At 56.4% G+C, this 16,648-nt stretch carries 15 protein-coding genes; 10 read left to right on the top strand and 5 right to left on the bottom strand.

The features are described 5' to 3' along the window. The 6 genes from ENTHG_RS10215 to ENTHG_RS10240 form a co-directional block, all read left to right on the top strand. A partial coding sequence (locus tag ENTHG_RS10215; RefSeq protein WP_122959171.1) for a FepA family TonB-dependent siderophore receptor occupies window positions 1–1,155 on the top strand: 1,155 nt, incomplete at its 5' end. Between the two features lie 27 nt (window positions 1,156–1,182). Then, window positions 1,183–1,845, top strand: a complete 663-nt coding sequence (entD, locus tag ENTHG_RS10220; protein ID WP_044178746.1) for an enterobactin synthase subunit EntD — start codon at window positions 1,183–1,185, stop codon at window positions 1,843–1,845. 117 nt (window positions 1,846–1,962) lie between these two features. Further along, on the top strand, window positions 1,963–2,904 hold the full coding sequence (locus ENTHG_RS10225; RefSeq protein ID WP_044178748.1) for a D-ribose ABC transporter substrate-binding protein: 942 nt from the start codon (window positions 1,963–1,965) through the stop codon (window positions 2,902–2,904). Window positions 2,905–2,917: 13 nt separating this feature from the next. Next, a complete protein-coding gene (locus tag ENTHG_RS10230; protein WP_044178750.1) occupies window positions 2,918–3,526 on the top strand; it encodes a DUF2291 family protein in 609 nt (202 codons plus the stop codon). Further along, window positions 3,526–5,052 (top strand): sugar ABC transporter ATP-binding protein, encoded by a 1,527-nt coding sequence (locus tag ENTHG_RS10235; protein ID WP_044178752.1) that lies wholly within the window; start codon window positions 3,526–3,528, stop codon window positions 5,050–5,052. Before ENTHG_RS10230 ends, ENTHG_RS10235 begins: the two co-directional genes overlap by 1 nt. Window position 5,053: 1 nt before the next feature. Then, window positions 5,054–6,142, top strand: a complete 1,089-nt coding sequence (locus ENTHG_RS10240; protein ID WP_044178753.1) for an ABC transporter permease — start codon at window positions 5,054–5,056, stop codon at window positions 6,140–6,142. Window positions 6,143–6,180: 38 nt separating this feature from the next. Here the strand turns inward: ENTHG_RS10240 and ENTHG_RS10245 are convergent, their stop codons facing one another. From ENTHG_RS10245 to ENTHG_RS10260, 4 genes are all read right to left on the bottom strand, one after another. Continuing rightward, window positions 6,181–7,197, bottom strand: a complete 1,017-nt coding sequence (locus tag ENTHG_RS10245) for an ROK family protein (protein WP_044178755.1) — start codon at window positions 7,195–7,197, stop codon at window positions 6,181–6,183. Window positions 7,198–7,257: 60 nt separating this feature from the next. Beyond that, entirely contained in the window at window positions 7,258–8,592 is a 1,335-nt protein-coding gene (locus ENTHG_RS10250) for a glycoside hydrolase family 140 protein (RefSeq protein ID WP_044178757.1), read from the bottom strand. Then, on the bottom strand, window positions 8,573–9,979 hold the full coding sequence (locus tag ENTHG_RS10255) for an MFS transporter (RefSeq protein WP_237567465.1): 1,407 nt from the start codon (window positions 9,977–9,979) through the stop codon (window positions 8,573–8,575). Before ENTHG_RS10255 ends, ENTHG_RS10250 begins: the two co-directional genes overlap by 20 nt. A 142-nt stretch (window positions 9,980–10,121) precedes the next feature. Beyond that, entirely contained in the window at window positions 10,122–11,072 is a 951-nt protein-coding gene (locus tag ENTHG_RS10260; RefSeq protein ID WP_044178761.1) for a sugar-binding transcriptional regulator, read from the bottom strand. A gap of 313 nt (window positions 11,073–11,385) precedes the next feature. Between ENTHG_RS10260 and ENTHG_RS10265 the strand changes: the two genes are divergently transcribed. From ENTHG_RS10265 to ENTHG_RS10280, 4 genes are read left to right on the top strand one after another with little or no spacing between them, the layout of a single operon-like run. Next, a complete protein-coding gene (locus tag ENTHG_RS10265) occupies window positions 11,386–12,216 on the top strand; it encodes a transketolase (protein ID WP_044178762.1) in 831 nt (276 codons plus the stop codon). Next, entirely contained in the window at window positions 12,209–13,156 is a 948-nt protein-coding gene (locus ENTHG_RS10270; protein WP_044178763.1) for a transketolase family protein, read from the top strand. Before ENTHG_RS10265 ends, ENTHG_RS10270 begins: the two co-directional genes overlap by 8 nt. A gap of 35 nt (window positions 13,157–13,191) precedes the next feature. Next, window positions 13,192–14,610, top strand: coding sequence for an L-fucose/L-arabinose isomerase family protein (locus tag ENTHG_RS10275; protein ID WP_044178765.1), 1,419 nt, complete (start codon window positions 13,192–13,194; stop codon window positions 14,608–14,610). Window positions 14,611–14,642: 32 nt separating this feature from the next. Continuing rightward, complete coding sequence (locus ENTHG_RS10280; protein ID WP_044178766.1) at window positions 14,643–16,151, top strand: FGGY family carbohydrate kinase; 1,509 nt, start codon at window positions 14,643–14,645, stop codon at window positions 16,149–16,151. 70 nt (window positions 16,152–16,221) lie between these two features. Here the strand turns inward: ENTHG_RS10280 and ENTHG_RS10285 are convergent, their stop codons facing one another. Then, on the bottom strand, window positions 16,222–16,374 hold the full coding sequence (locus ENTHG_RS10285; RefSeq protein ID WP_044178768.1) for a Hok/Gef family protein: 153 nt from the start codon (window positions 16,372–16,374) through the stop codon (window positions 16,222–16,224). Window positions 16,375–16,648 lie beyond the last annotated feature (274 nt).

Below are 16,648 nucleotides of genomic sequence, written 5' to 3' on the forward strand. Positions count from 1 at the left end.
ACGTTGCACAGCGAGGTCAACATTCCGCTCGATCTGTATGTGAACCAGACCCTGACGCTCGGCAGCGAATGGACGCAGCAGCGGATGAAAGATCTCTCCTCCAACGGCCAGGCGCTGACCGGGGCAAACACCGGGGGCGCTATCGACGGCGTGGACGCGACCAACCGTAGCCCCTACTCGCAGGCGGAGATTTTCTCGCTGTTCGCCGAAAATAACATGGAGCTGACCGATACCACCATGCTGACGCCGGGTCTGCGTTTTGACCACCACAGCATTGTGGGCGACAACTGGAGCCCGTCTCTGAACCTGTCCCAGGGGCTGGGGGATGATTTCACCCTGAAAATGGGCATCGCCCGCGCCTATAAAGCGCCGAATCTCTACCAGACCAACCCGAACTATATTCTCTACAGTAAGGGCCAGGGCTGCTTCGCGACCGGCGCATCCAGCGGTATCGGCTGCTACATGATGGGCAACGACGATCTGAAAGCCGAAACCAGCATCAACAAAGAGATTGGCCTGGAGTTCAAACGTGACGGCTGGCTGGCTGGCGTGACCTGGTTCCGTAACGATTACCACGACAAAATTGAAGCGGGCACGGTGCCGCTGCAGCGTATCAACAACGGTAAGACCGACCTCTACCAGTGGGAAAATATCCCGAAAGCGGTAGTGGAAGGGCTGGAAGGGACGCTGAACGTACCGGTTAGCGAGACGGTTAACTGGACCAACAACATCACCTACATGCTGCAGAGTAAGAATAAAGAGACCGGTGAGCGTCTGTCGGTTATCCCGGAATACACGCTGAACTCGACCCTGAGCTGGCAGGTACATCAGGATGTTTCGCTGCAGTCGACCTTCACCTGGTATGGCAAACAGCAGCCGAAGAAATACAACTACCAGGGTAAACCGGTGACCGGCTCTGACAAAGACGAAGTCAGCCCGTACAGCATCGTTGGCCTGAGCGCGACCTGGGACGTGACGAAAAACGTCAGCCTCACCGGCGGCGTGGATAACGTCTTTGATAAGCGTCTCTGGCGCGCCGGTAACGCGCAGACCACGGGTAGCACTACCGATACCTCTTATATGGCAGGCGCTGGCGCTTATACCTATAACGAGCCGGGCCGCACCTGGTATCTGGGCGTGAATACGCACTTCTAAGCGTCAATAGAGAGGGAGAGAGCAAGTATGTACAGCGTACACACCACGCGCTCCCTCGCCTCTCACCCGCTGCATCTCATCACCTTTGATGAACACACCTTCGCCGGGCAGGATCTGCTGTGGCTGCCCCACCATGCCGCGCTGCGCAATGCCGGACGCAAGCGCAAGTCCGAGCACCTTGCCGGGCGTATTGCCGCCGTCCACGCCCTGCGTGAACGGGGCTTTAGCGCCCCGCCGCCAGTGGGAGACCAGGGCCAACCTGTATGGCCGCCGGGGCTGTACGGCAGTATCAGCCACAGCGGCAACCGCGCCGTGGCGGTGGTGAGCAGCGCGCCCATCGGCGTTGATATCGAAACCCTGCCAGCGCCTGCTGTCTGCGATGACATCGCTCCGGGTATTGTTGATGCGCATGAACGCGCCCTGCTGCGCGCCTCGCCGCTCCCCTGGCCGCTGGCATTGACGCTGGCTTTTTCCGCTAAGGAGAGCGCGTATAAATGCTTCTCTTTTCGTGCTGTTCCTTTCCCGGGGTTCCATAGCGCAAAGCTTGTCGCCGTCGGGCATCATCGCGCCAGATTGCGTTTTACAGCGGAATTCAGCGTAGATTTAGCAGGAAAATGCATTGAAATAGAGTGGATGAGCGAACACAACCAGCTCATTACCCTCGCCACCGCCCCCTCTTCAGAAGCGTGATCCTTTTCTACTTTTAGGAAATTTGCTGAGTAAACCGTAGACAGTTTGCCGCTGTCGCTTTATGGTTAATTTGAATAATAAATCATTATTGAATATATATTCAATGTGGAGAAAACAATGAAAAAGACCCTACTGAAATCGGCTGTACTGGCTTCCTTGATCGCGGCATCCGGCTCGCTGTATGCGGCAGACAACGGCCTTATCGCCATTATTACCCCTTCTCATGACAACCCGTTCTTTAAAGCGGAAGCGGATGGCGCGGCGGCGAAAGCCAAAGAGCTGGGCTACACCACTCTCGTCGCGTCCCATGACGACGACGTCAACAAACAGAACCAGCTGATTGAAACGGCCATCGCCCGCAAAGCGAAAGCCATCATTCTTGATAACGCCGGGGCGGACGCCACCGTCGGCCCGCTGGAAAAGGCCAAAGCCGCAGGCGTTCCGGCCTTCCTGATTGACCGCGAAATCAACAAAACCGGCGTTGCCGTCGCGCAAATCGTCTCGAACAACTATCAGGGCGCGCAGCTTGGAGCGGAGAAATTCGCCAAATTGCTGGATGGCAAAGGCAAGTACGTTGAGTTACTGGGACGCCAGTCGGACACCAACGCCAGCGTGCGTTCTCAGGGCTACCACGATGTGCTGGACGACTACCCGGATATGAAGATGGTGGCGCAGCAGACCGCCAACTGGAGCCAGACCGAAGCCTTCACCCGTATGGAAGCCATTCTGCAAACCAACCCGGATATCGTTGGCGTTATCTCCGGGAACGACACCATGGCGCTGGGCGCAGAAGCGGCCCTGAAAGCGGCGGGGAAAACTAACGTCATCGTCGTGGGCTTTGACGGCAGCGATTACGTCCGCGACTCCATCATTAATAAAGGCAACATCAAGGCCACCGTCTTACAGCCGGGCTGGCAGCAGGCGCAGATGGCGGTTGAGCAGGCCGACTACTTCCTGAAAAACGGCAAGGCTCAGAAGGATGAAAAACAGCTGATGGACTGCATGCTGATCGACGAAGGCAACGCCAGCAAGCTGAACATGTTCAACCTCAGCAAGTAATAGCGGAGGCGTTATGTCGTTAAAACAATGGGGTGCCGCGCTCTTAGGGGGCGCCACCCTGTTGCTCACGGCCTGCACCGTGGTGGATCTCGATGAAAACGGCAAGCCGATTATGCCTGCCGATCCGAACGCTAAAGCCAGCTTCGATAACATGACCCCACAGCAGATCGCGCAACAAACCTGGCAGGAACGCGTCGTTGACGCCGCCAACAAACATGCTCTGGACGCCACCGCGCTGAGCGCTCAGCTGAAAACGCCGGGTGACAAACCGCAAAGCGTGTTTGTTCGTCTGACCAGTAAAGTTGAACGTGTCGACATGAGCAACGAGCGGGAACAAAAGCTGGTGATGACCTTTAACGGTCAGCCGCTGGCGGTGAATACCGGCCCGGTGGTGCGCGGCAACACGATCCGCGATGCGACCGGCTTTAAGTTTGAAGACTTTACCAACCAGGTGCAGTTTGCCCAGCTTTCGCGGGCGTATAACCGGGAAGCGGTGAAACACCTGCCGAAAATCGATGAGAGCTGGACGGGTAAGCAGGCCACCGCGTTAATGGCCGTCACCCTGAACGGCGGCAAAATCGATGATGCCGTCGCACTGGAGTTGAAACAGGAGGCACAGTAATGAGCGACGTACCTGTGGACGACATTATCCTGCGCACGCGCGGCGTATCGATGCTCTTTCCCGGCACCGTGGCGCTGGATAACGTGGATTACAACGTCTGGCGCGGCAAAGTGAACGTCATCATCGGTGAGAACGGCGCGGGCAAATCGACCCTGATGAAGATCCTCGCCGGGGTGCAGCAGCCGAGTCTTGGCGTCATCGAACTTAACGGTAAACCGGTGCAGATATCCAGCACCCGCCAGGCCGCCGCCCTTGGGATCGGTATGGTGCATCAGGAGCTGAACCTGTTTGAGAACCTTAACGTCGCCGAGAATATTTTCCTTGGGCGGGAGCTGCAAAAGGGCCTCTCCCCCATCGACGAGGCCGAACAGGAGAGACGGGCGGCGGAACTGTTAAAGCGTCTCGATCAGCCGATCTCGCCTAAAGAGCTGGTCGGCAACCTGAAAGTGGGCCAGCAGCAGCTGGTAGAGATCGCCAAGGCGCTGGCGGAAGACGCGGACATTCTGATTCTCGATGAGCCGACCTCAGCGCTGAGTAAAACCGAAGTGGAGATCCTCTTTCGGGTGATCCGCGAGCTGACCCGCCAGGGGGTATCGATTATCTACATCTCTCACCGTCTGGAAGAGCTGATGGCGATTGGCGATGTCATCACCATCCTGCGCGACGGCAAATTCCAGGCCGAGGCGAAGGTGTGCGACATTGACGTGCCGTGGATTGTCCGCGAGATGCTGGGTAGCGACCCGGTGAGTAACTTCCTTAAGCCTGGCCGCACCTTTGGCGCGCCGGTGCTGGAGGCGGAGCACATTACCTGCGTCAACGGCGCGGGCAATACGGTGGTGGATGATGTCTCCTTTAAGGTGCATAGCGGCGAAATCGTCGGCATCTATGGCCTGATGGGCGCCGGGCGCACCGAGCTGTTCGAATGCATGCTCGGCACCGAGCGCAACTATCTTGGCAAGCTGTGGCTTGACAGCAAGCCGGTGCCCCAGCGCCTCGCCACGGCGGATCGCATCCGCATGGGAATGAGCCTGGTGCCGGAAGACCGCAAGCGCACCGGCATTTTCCCCATCTCCTCGGTGGCGACCAACCTGACCATCGCCAGCCTGTGGCGGCGGTTACAGCGCGGCTTCACTATCGCGGAAAAAGAGGAGCAAGCGGTGGTCGCCAGCACTATCGGCAACCTGTCGATTAAGGTTTCCTCGCCGGAGGTGGAGATCCAGGCGCTGAGCGGCGGCAACCAGCAGAAGGTGGTGATTGGCCGCTCGCTGCTGACCAACCCAAAAGTCCTGTTTCTGGACGAGCCGACGCGCGGCATCGATGTCGGCGCGAAGGCCGACGTGTTCCGCATGATGGTGCAGCTGTCAGAACAGGGGATCGCGGTGGTCTTCTCCACCTCCGATCTGAAAGAAATTATGGCGGTATCTGACCGCATTCTGGTGATGTCCGGCGGCAAACTCACCGCCGATATCGTGCGCGATCGGGCCGAAGAATCGGCACTGGTAACGGCAAGTGCTCAGGGGTTCTGATATGAAAACGACAAACACTGTGGCAATGACGCCCCGCGCGGGCGGCTCCCTGTCACGCGAAAGTATTCTGCTCTTATTGTTAAAGCTGCGAACCTTTATCGCCCTGTTCCTGATCGTCGGCTTTTTTACCGCCACCGTACCGGGCTTTTTATCCGCCGGTAGCCTGGTAATCATGATTAAGCATATCGCCATCAACGCGTTTCTCGCGCTGGGCATTACCTTCGTCATTATTACCGCCGGGATCGACCTCTCCATAGGTGCGACGCTCGGGCTGTGCGGGATGATCGCCGGCTGGCTCATCACCAAAGGGATCGTGCTGCCGATGTTCGGTATCGCTATCTTCCCCAGCGTCTGGGTCATCGTGCCGCTGGTGCTGCTTATCGGCGGCCTGATAGGCGCGGTAAACGGCTGGATTATCACCCGTTATAACGTCGCCCCGTTTATCTGTACGCTTGGCACCATGTACGTGCTGCGCGGAGCGGCGATGCTGACGTCAGACGGCCAGACCTTCCCCGGCCTCTCCGGCAATCCTCTGCTGGGCAACACCGGCTTTGATGAAATAGGGGCAGGCACGCTGTTCGGCATCCCGTGGGCTATCTGGCTGATGATTATCCTGGCGCTGGTTATTGCCTACGTTGCCCGTCGCCTGCCCTTTGGCCGCCACGTCTACGCCATCGGCGATAACGAACGGGCGGCGGAGCTTTCCGGGGTGAAGGTGAAACAGGTAAAAATTTGGGTCTACACCATCTCCGGTTTATGCGCGGCGCTGGCGGGTATTGTGGTCTCCGCTCAGCTGCTGGCCAGCCACCCGGCCAACGGCACCGCCTTTGAGATGAACGCCATTGCGGCGGTCGTGCTGGGCGGCACCTCGCTGGCGGGCGGACGCGGCACCATTCTCGGCACGCTGATTGGCGCTTTCGTGATCGGCTTTCTCGCCGACGGGCTGGTGATGATGGGGGTAAGCGAGTTCTGGCAAATGGTGATTAAAGGGATTGTGATTATCGTCGCGGTGATTATCGACCAGATGCAAAACCGTATGCAGCAGAAAGCCGCGGTGGTCGCACAAAAAGCAGTCATAGAAAGTAAGTAGTTCTACCGGTTTTGGCCTGAGTTTCTCAGGCCTTTTTTTTATGCCAGTAATTCGGTGATGCTGTCGGCGCTGAGCTGTACTAGCCCCTTAACCCCGTAGTGATAACCCGTTTTATAATGGCGAATACGGATCTCGCGAATGTGACGGTCGCCGCTGGCATCAAGCATGCCCTGCGCTAACGGCAGGATCTCATCCCCGTAGTCCTCAAACAGCTCGCCGGTAACAATCACATGTTTAATGTTATGGATCGGCGCGGTACAGCAGATAGCGAAAAAGAGCGCTTTAGCGGTCGTATGCAGCGTCTCGGTTTTACGTTCACTATCAACATGAAAGGCTTGTTCAATCCCCCCTTCGTAGGGAAGGTGAACGATTTCCGGGTAGAAACCATTCTCCCCCAGCCCCGGTTCACCATGAGTACAGTATCCATAGCCCAGGCTGCCTAAACCGGGCATAAAAGCGACATAGGAGAGGCCAGGCGAGCGTTTTGCCAACAAATAGTTAGTGCAGTGCGCGATGTTATAAACATGCGTGGTAATACCGGCAGCATCCTGAACTTGGTTTTTTAACTGCACGTTATTATCAGCAAACAACGGGCAATAGCGCACAATGCCCGTATAGTGCTCAATTCCGCCCTGCAATGCGATGCTGACCACTTTCACCTTCGTCAGCAATATATTAACCGACGCACAGAGCGCGGTAATGGCCTCAACAATGATGGCAACAAGCTGTGCAGGGGTCATGTCTTCAGGAAGAATGCAATCGTGACAGGCGAGCGCGGCAAGCTGAGTATTATAATCGTTAAGCGTACTTTGCAGGCTTCCTTTACGCAGCATCACGTTAACGCTGTACCAACAGCAACTTTTTACCGCCAGCAGCTGTTGAGGCCGACCGAAGGCAATATCTTTCACTTCACGCTCTTCTATCAGCTGCTCCGCCAGCAGCTGTGAGGTTAATTTAGTGATATACGCCTTGGTAACGCCGAGCCGACGGGTCATCTCCGCCCGCGACTCGGTTTCCGTATGCAAAATATTCAGGATCTGCTTTTTATAATCCATGGTGTTCCGTCTCTGCGCAGAGGTTGTACGCCAGCGATATGATAACACCATGAATCAGCGTTAGCTTTTCTTACGCAACACCAGCACCCAATCGGTACCGGTCTGGGGCGGGTCGATACTGAGGAAAAAGGTTTCTGAAATATCGTGGCTTACCCAGTTCATTACGCCATAACGGGGATCGAACCAGCCAATGTCAAACCCGGTCTGTGCAAAGTCACGAACATCGACCACAACATTTTGTTGCTCAGGGATATAAACAGCAATCCAGCGGCGTTGCGCATCGCGTATCGCCCGGCAGTGTCGCTCGTCAACAGGGTTAGCATTCAGCAACAGCGTCTGGTCAGGCTCACGCAGCCACCATTCTGGTAAAGACTCAATGAAGCGTCGCAGCGTGCCAATATTAAATGCGCCGGGATAATTCAGCGCGTCAAACCAATATGGAATAGTGTCGCCCTGATAGGTGCTGGCGGCGCTTTCCGGAATCGCTTGCGCATCGTCCTCAGGACGACGCATCTGCCAGAGACTGTAACAGCCGTAGGTGATACCTGCCCCACCAGCGAAAACTGACCAATAACTGCTACGACGAATCTCCCGGTCGGTAAAACGGCTGGCATCCTGCGCCCGGCGAAACTGGTGCTGGCACATCACCGGGTGCGCTTCATAGCAGGGTTCACTGTCGAGGACGGGCTTGTCCTGCCGCAGATAATCCATTTCGACAGGCCGCCAGGAGGGGTAAGCCTGCCCCATGTGACCTGTTTGCCAGACAATGAAATCCTGCTGTAACGCACCGTCGAGCATATCCAGCGTACTGCGCCCGCCCTGGCTGTGTACCGTCAGCAACGCATCACCACTGCCGCCTGCGCGCAGTCCCATTACCATCTCTTTTACAATTTCCCGCTGTTCTGGCGTGCTGATGCCGCGATCGCCCCCGGTCATCCATATGATACCGGTGCCCGCCATTTTATCGCTCAGATAGCGACAGAACGCGGAAATGTTCCCCTTGTTGAATAACGGTTTTTTATCCGCCCCCCAGCTATTGTTGACGCTCCAGTGGGAACCCCACATTGGCACCAGCGCAATATAAATGCCTAACTGGTTTGCCATTTGCGTCACTTTACGTACATGGTCAAACCAGGCGTTATTGGGTTCAAGATTGTGCAAGTCGAGAAACGGTAAATGCCCTCCTTCCACCGAGGGTGTATGCAGGCCATCCAGTTCACAAACCGCAACGGCCTGAATTACGTTGAACCCTTTTTCGGCACGATTAATTAAATAGCGGCCTGCTTCTTCCAGCGTTAATTTATGAAACAGCTCCCATGCCGTACAGGCGGTATAAAAAAAAGGTTGGTGTGCTTCGTTATAAAAACTACGGCCATTAACGTACAGCTTTTTCATAATTGGCTCCTGATGGTAAAGGCTGGCTTTCCTGAATAAATTGCTGGCAGGTTTTCTCGTCGAGTTTGTAACGGGAAAATAATCCTGCCGCGATAAACATGCAGATGGCTGGCAGCCATACATAAAGTAAAGTGAAAGCGGAAAGTTGATGTGAGGAAGCGCTGGTCATGGTGTCCGGGTTATAACCATACCAGGCGAGAATATAGCCGATAATCGCCCCGCCAATAGCCATGCCTGCTTTTGTAGCGAACAACATACCGCCGCCAATCATGCCGTTGATACGCACGCCGTATCGGTGAAATCCGTAATCGGCAACGTCTGCCACCGTCGCCCAGATAATGACAGCAATCAGTTCAACAGCCAGCGTCGCAAGCACAAATAGCGCGGCGTGGAAATAGATGGCATCGGCTGGAATCAGCCCAATACCAAGCGTAATGACGCCGCCAATAAGCTGGCTAATAACCAACAGCGGAACACGTCGCACCCACCCTTTTTTCAATAAGTATCCCGTCAGTAGCGGCGCGATTATCCCCGCAATTGAGCCTGCGGTAAGCAATATGCTGAGGAACGAGGCAGGCATACCGAGTACATATTTAACAAAATAGGCTGCCGCACCAAATTTAAGGGTGTTCATGATCATCACTACCATCTGCGCGGCAAAAATAATCATCGCCTGATCGTTTTTCACCACATAACGAATCTGAGCAGCCATGCTGAGCGAATGGTCAGCCTGCGGTAATACACGCTCTTTGGTATTGAAGTAACACAGCAATACCAGCGCCGTCGACAGTAAACCAATCCCGCACATGACAACCCGATAACCCAGAATGTCATTATCAAATAGCGCAATTAAGGTTGGTACCAGCAGTGAGCAGATGAGATAAGAGATTTTGGCCAGCGGAAAACGAATGGCATTTATCTGGATACGTTCTTCACTATCGGCAGAGATAGCTCCCAGCAGAGAAACGTAGGGAACAACGACCAGGCTAAATGTCAAAACCAGAATTATGTAAGTGATATAGGCGTAAAGCGTGCGTCCGGTCTCGCCAAGATCGGGGGAAAAGAATACCGCTGCGCAACTTAAACCATAGGGCAGAGCAAACCAGAGCAACCACGGACGATAACGCCCGCGACGGGATCGCGTTCGATCTGAAAGCGCGCCAATCACTGGATCGCTAATAGCATCAATCAGACGGGTAATAAGGAACAGCGTTCCCATTGCCGCGGGGTTTAATTTAAAGACGTCGGTGTAGTAAATGGACAAAAACATCATTGTCATGCCCATAAAAATATTTGCCGAGGTATCACCAAGGCCGTAGCAGAACTTTTCCCGGAAACTGACGGGTGACATGAGGGAGTTTTTCATTTGAGTTACCTGCACATCCACACTGTAGGATTCAGTATCGGCACCTTAGTAAACCAAGGAAACAAAGTGAAGCTGATTTAGTTTCTTTTGTGAACTTAGTCGTAAAAAAGAAGCCTCACTAAAGAGACTTACTTAATAAGAACTAAATATAAACCCAATAAATTTAACGGGTTACCAAACTCCGCGCCGTCGCGTAATCGGTAATCAGCACGTCAATGTAATTTCCCTGCAGCGCGCCGCGAATGGCGTTGTGTTTTTCCGGCCCGCCCGCCAGCGCAATCACCTGCTTGCAGGCGCGAATTTGCTCAAGCTCCATGCCGATCACCGGGTCCTCCTGCTGGCTTAATACCGGCTTGCCCGCCGCGTCGTAATAGTGCAGGCAGATATCCCCCACCGCGCCGCGCTCAGCAAGGAGATGCAGCATATCCTCATTGTAATAGTTGCCGGAGTTTTTCAGCAGCTGCGAGGGCTCCAGTTCGCCGATGCCGACAATCGCCACATCCACTTCGGCGAACTTCGCCACCACCGCCGCCACGTCCGGGCTGTTGACCAGCCGGGCACGCTCTTCCACCGAGTGCTCAATACTCTGCGAAGGCAGCAGCCAGGCCGGGCAGCCCAGGTGCGCCGCCAGCTGCTGGGTAAGGATGGTCGCCTGCACGTTGCCGTTCGGCCCCACGCCGCCGAGGAGTTGAATCACCCCCGCCGCGCGAATATTCTGCGGGTGCATCTCATCCACCATGCAGCGGATGGTGCTGCTCCAGGCAGAGATGCCGACCAGGTCTTCCGGCCGCACGCGGGTTTCAACATAGTGGGCCGCCGCGCTGCCAATGGCGTGTTTCATCTGCGCATTTGTGGTATTTTCCCCCACATCCACCACAATCGCCTGGCGAATGCCGTACTGCTGCTCAATGGCCTTTTCCAGCGAAACGAAAATATTGGTGGGCTGAACGACGGTAATTTTCACCAGCCCCTCTTTTTGACAGCGGGTCAGCGCCCGTGAGACAAAAGATTGCGAAAGGTGCAACAGAGAGGCAATCTCCGACTGTTTTTTATTCTCGTTGTAATAGAGCGTGGCGATCTTCACCAGCAGCCGCTGTTCATCCTGCTTTGACATAACGTTCCCCTTAATTTCCTGCCAGTCATTTTTATTCATCGCTGAATAGATAACAAGCCGCAGCGTAAAACGTAGCGCGATCCAAATGTGATCGTTTTCTCCTTTCTTTTATTTTGCTGGGGCAAAGTGTAGACAAACCCCTCAGCAGGGCATATCTTTATTCATGAATAATAAATCAGTAGTGAATATTTATTCCAAGCGTCTGACAACCCGCCTTTAGCCCCGGCTTCTCCCGGATTCTGGCCTGCAGGCGCGCTTTTTCACCCTGATTGAATATTTATTCATAACAGATTATACATTCAAGAGGTGCTCTATGAATCCGTTTTCGCTCTCTGTTGAGGAGCTTGAAAAAAAAGCACGCGCGGTACGCCGTCGCATTATCGTGCTGAATGCCGAGAGCCCGGCAGGTGGGCACACGGGCGCTGATCTCTCCCAGGTGGAGCTGCTGACCGCACTCTACTTCCGCATTCTGAACTGCTCGCCGCAGACCAAAGACAGCGACGAGCGTGATATCTATATCCAGTCAAAAGGCCACGCCGTGGGCGGCTACTACTGCGTGCTGGCGGAAGCCGGATTTATCCCGGTTGACTGGCTGGCAACCTACCAACACGCCGATTCCCACCTGCCGGGCCACCCGGTAAAACACAAGACCCCTGGCATTGAGCTTAACACCGGCGCGCTGGGCCACGGACTGCCTGTCGCGGTGGGTATAGCGCTGGCGGCAAAACGCAGCGACAGCAAACGCCGGGTATTTGTCGTCACCGGCGACGGTGAGCTGGCCGAGGGCAGCAACTGGGAAGCCGCGCTGGTGGCCGCCCATTATCAGCTCGACAACCTCATCATCATTAACGACAAAAACAGCCTGCAGCTGGCAGGCCCCACCAAAGAGATCATGAATACCGATCCGCTGGACGAAAAATGGCGGGCCTTCGGCATGCAGGTGACCGAGTGCAAAGGTAACGACATGGCCGACGTGGTGGCAACGCTTGAAGGGTTACAGCCTGCCGGGAAGCCGCACGTGGTGATAGCGCATACCACCAAAGGCGCTGGCGTCTCCTTTATCCAGGGGCGTCCGGAGTGGCACCACCGGGTGCCGAAAGGCGAAGAAATTGAACTGGCGCTGGAGGAACTGAAAGATGAGTAATAGCGAACATCTCGCCACCGTGATGGTGAACGCGTTTATCGACGCGGTTGATCATGGCGTGGATCTGGTGCCGGTGGTGGCGGACTCCACTTCAACGGCGAAAATTTCCCCGTTTATCAAGAAATTCCCTGGCCGACTGGTCAACGTCGGCATCGCCGAGCAGACGCTGGTAGGCGCGGCGGCCGGACTGGCGATTGGCGGGAAGATTGCCGCCACCTGTAACGCGGCGCCGTTTTTGATCTCCCGCGCGAACGAGCAGATTAAAGTCGATATTTGCTACAACAACACCAACGTCAAACTGTTTGGCCTGAACGCGGGGGCCAGCTACGGCCCGCTGGCCAGTACCCACCACAGCATCGACGACATCGCGGTGCTGCGCGGCTTCGGCAATATTGAAATTTATGCCCCCTCCTGCCCTGTCGAATGTCGCCAGATTATTGATTACGCCCTTGAACACGTCGGCCCGGTCTATATCCGCCTGGACGGTAAGGCGCTGCCGGAACTGCACGATGAAGGCTACCGTTTTGCGCCGGGCAATATCGATGTGATGCGCAAAGGCGGCGATATCGCGCTGGTGGCAATGGGCTCAACGGTGCACGAAATTGTCGCCGCCGCCACACAACTCGCAGAGCAAGGTATTGAGGCCAGTGTTATCAGTGTACCGTCTATTCGCCCCTGTAATACGTCGCAGCTGCTGGCCGCGCTGCAAGGCTGCAACGCGGTGGTGAGCGTTGAAGAGCATAACGTTAACGGCGGCGTCGGCAGCCTGGTGGCTGAGGTGCTGGCGGAAGCAGGCTGCGGCATTCCACTGCGTCGTCTGGGTATTCCTGACGGGCAGTACGCTATCGCCGCCGACCGCGCCGCCACCCGCGCCCGTCATGAAATCGACGCTGCGGGCGTGGTGAAAAACGCCCTCGCCCTGCTACAAAAACGGCAATAACAATAATAAAGAACAACTTACTGGAGAGAAGAGCAATGTCCCGAATTCCTCAACAACTGACCATGGCGGTAATTATCGGCAACCGCGGTTTCTTCCCAAGCTATCTGGTGGCGGAGGCACGCGAGCAGGCTGTCGCCCTGTTTGACCGTCTCGGCATCAAGACCATCATGCTTAACGAGACGCAAACCGAGCTGGGCGGCGTCGAAACCCGTCAGGATGCCAAAATCTGCGCTGAACTGTTTCGCGCCCACCGCGATGAGATCCACGGCGTGGTCGTTCTGCTGCCTAACTTTGGCGATGAAAAGGCTGTCGCCGAAACCCTGCGTTTGTCCGGCCTGAATGTGCCGGTGCTGGTGCAGGCGCAGGAAGATAACCTGGACAAAATGGGGCTGGCGACCCGCCGCGACAGCTTCTGCGGCAAAATCTCTCTGTGCAATAACCTGCGTCAGTACGGCATTCCTTTTACCCTGACAACCCAGCACGTTTGCGCCCTGGATGGCGAGGTCTTCGAACAGGATTTGAAACGCTTCGAGCAGGTTTGCCGGGTGGTGAGCAGCATGCGCGGGGTGCGCGTGGGCGCTATTGGCGCGCGTCCGGCAGGCTTTAACACCGTGCGCTACAGCGAAAAACTGCTGGAGCGGTTAGGTATCGCCGTGGAAACGCTCGACCTCTCCGAAGTCTTTACCCGTATCAAACTGCTGCGCGATGACGACATTCGCGTGGATGAAAAGCGTCGCCTGCTGGTGGCTAACGCCGATGCCAGCGCTATCCCGCCGGAGAAACTGGTGACGATGGCGAAGCTGTTTGTGGTGATAAGCGAGTGGGTTATCGCCAACGACATCGACACGACGGCAATCCAGTGCTGGACCTCGCTCCAGGAAAACCTGGGGATCAACGTCTGTTCGATTATGAGCGTCATGTCCGGCCAGCTGATGCCGTCGGCCTGCGAGGTGGACGTGATGGGCGCGCTCTCCATGTATGCGCTGGCAAGCGCCAATATGAGCCCCGCCTCGATTGCCGACTGGAACAACAACTTTGGTGACGATCGCGATAAATGCGTCCTGTTCCACTGCGGCAACTTCGCCTCTGAAAGCCTGGAGAGCCCGCATATGGGCACGGCGGACATCATTGGCACTACCGTCGGCAAAGAGAACACCTGCGGTGCGGTGCATGGCCGTCTGAAAGCCGGCCCGCTGACCTACTTCCGCCTGAGTACCGACGATCTCACCGGTGAAATCAAAGCCTACGTCGGCGAAGGCCAGTCGGTAGACGATCCGCTGGATACCGTCGGCTGCCGCGCGGTGATTCAGGTGCCGCGTCTGGAAGAGCTGCTGGCGTGGATCTGCCGTAATGGCTTTGAACATCACGTCGCCATGAACCATGCCGCCAGCGGGAAAGTGCTCCATGAAGCCTTTACCCGTTACCTGGGCGTTGACACTTATCTGCATCAATAACAGAGCGCATCCGGGCCAGAGGAAGAAACAGCATGGCGAAAGATATTGTTATCGCCCTTGATGAAGGCACCACCAATGCCAAAGCCGTCGCGCTGGATGCGCAGGGCCACGTGGTGGCGAAAAGCTCGCGGCCGCTGGCTATTCAGACGCCGCGCGAGGGCTGGGTAGAGCAGTCCGGCGAGGCGCTGCTGCAGGCGTCGCTGGCGGTGGTAAGCGAGGTGATTGAGCGCGTTGGCGCAGAGCGTGTGGCGGCGCTTGCCGTCAGTAATCAGCGCGAAACCGCCATCGGCTGGTATCGCGCAAGCGGGCAACCGCTGGGCCCGGCGCTGACCTGGCAGTGTTCCCGCACGGCGGACTTCTGCCACGCTTTGCGCGAAGAGGGCCACGAGGAGCGGATTAAAGCGGTGACCGGGCTTCCCGTCGCGCCGCTTTTTTCCGCCTCTAAAATGCGCTGGCTGCTGGCCTCTGTGCCCAACGGCGCGCAGCTTGCGGCGCAGGGCGATATCTGCCTTGGCACCGTCGACAGCTGGCTGCTCTGGCACCTGACGGCGGGCGAGGCCTTTTGCTGCGATTACTCTAACGCCTCGCGGACCCAACTGTTGAACCTGCATACCGCCGACTGGGATGAGGAGATGCTGGCGCTGTTTCAGATCCCCCGTCAGGCGCTGCCGGAAATCCGCCCCTCCAGCGGGCTGTTTGGCTACACCCGGGGGGCACAAGGCGTACCGGACGGCATTCCGGTGATGGCGATGATTGGCGATTCCCACGCAGCGCTGTTCGCGCACGGGCTCGGCGCGGCGGGCTGCGTAAAAGCGACTTACGGCACCGGCTCGTCGGTCATGGCCCCGGTCTCCTCTGCCCGCTGCGATGTTAAATCACTGGCCACGACCGTGGCCTGGCATGACGGCGAACGGCTGGTCTACGGACTGGAGGGTAACATTCCCCACACCGGCGACGCGGTAGCCTGGATGGCGGACAGCACCGGCCTGAGCGAACTGCCGGAGGCCGAGCTGGCTCAGGCACTGAATGCCCTGCCCGCCTCGGTGGACTCAACGCTGGGCGTTTACTTTGTGCCCGCACTGACCGGTTTAGGCGCCCCGTGGTGGGACGAAAACGCCCGCGGCCTGATTCACGGCTTAAGCCGCGGCGTGAAGCGCGCCCACCTGGTCCGCGCCGCGCTGGAGTCCATTACCTATCAAATTGCTGATGTGGTGGTGGCAATGCGCCAGCACGGGGATTTCACCCTCAAAGCGTTGATGGTGGACGGCGGCCCGACAAAAAATGCGTGGCTGATGCAGTACCAGGCGGACCTGCTGGGTTGCCCGGTACTGCGCAGCGACGTGCCGGAGCTTTCTGCGATGGGGGCGGCGCTGCTGGCGCGCAAGGCATTGTTGCAGCTGGACACGGAACAGCTGCGCCAGTTTTTACCGGAGCACGCCACCTTTACTCCTGATCTACAGCGCCATGGCCGGTTACAAAAACGCTGGTACGAGTGGCAGAGCGCGGTACAGCTTGCCCGTGTGCCGAAAACACAGGTGTAAGGAAAAAGTTTGGGTGCGTGAGGTTCCATCCTGACAAAATGAATTGCGGGGATCGCTCCCCGCAAGCCAGCTACTTCTTCGGTTCGTAAGCGAGAACAGCTTTAAACTCAGTACTCTGCTGCCTGAAACTTAACTCGCAAAGCGAGTCACGAACCAACAGCGTAAAACCCAGCGCCGTTATACACAGCACCATGATTGCCACAAGGGCGTACTTCGTTAGCATGTTATTGCCTCCGTGCGAAAAAGAGACTAACATCCAACTTGTCTAGGGTTGGATGATAAGCCTCAGGTTGATAACACTATCTCCTGGGGCTTTCACCTTTCTGAACCCTGCAAATGCCCGGCTCAGAAAGCCTCAGGCACCCGCAAGAATCCTACCTTTTTATTCGCTTTTCGCCGAACAAAAACTGTATTTACATACAGTGAAAAACACTTTTTCAGAATTCACCAGGGCAGCCGATTTGCCTGCGCTAACGTCCCTCATGCCAAAAACATCT

This window comes from Phytobacter massiliensis JC163, from assembly GCF_000321045.1.
GTDB lineage: Bacteria > Pseudomonadota > Gammaproteobacteria > Enterobacterales > Enterobacteriaceae > Phytobacter_A > Phytobacter_A massiliensis.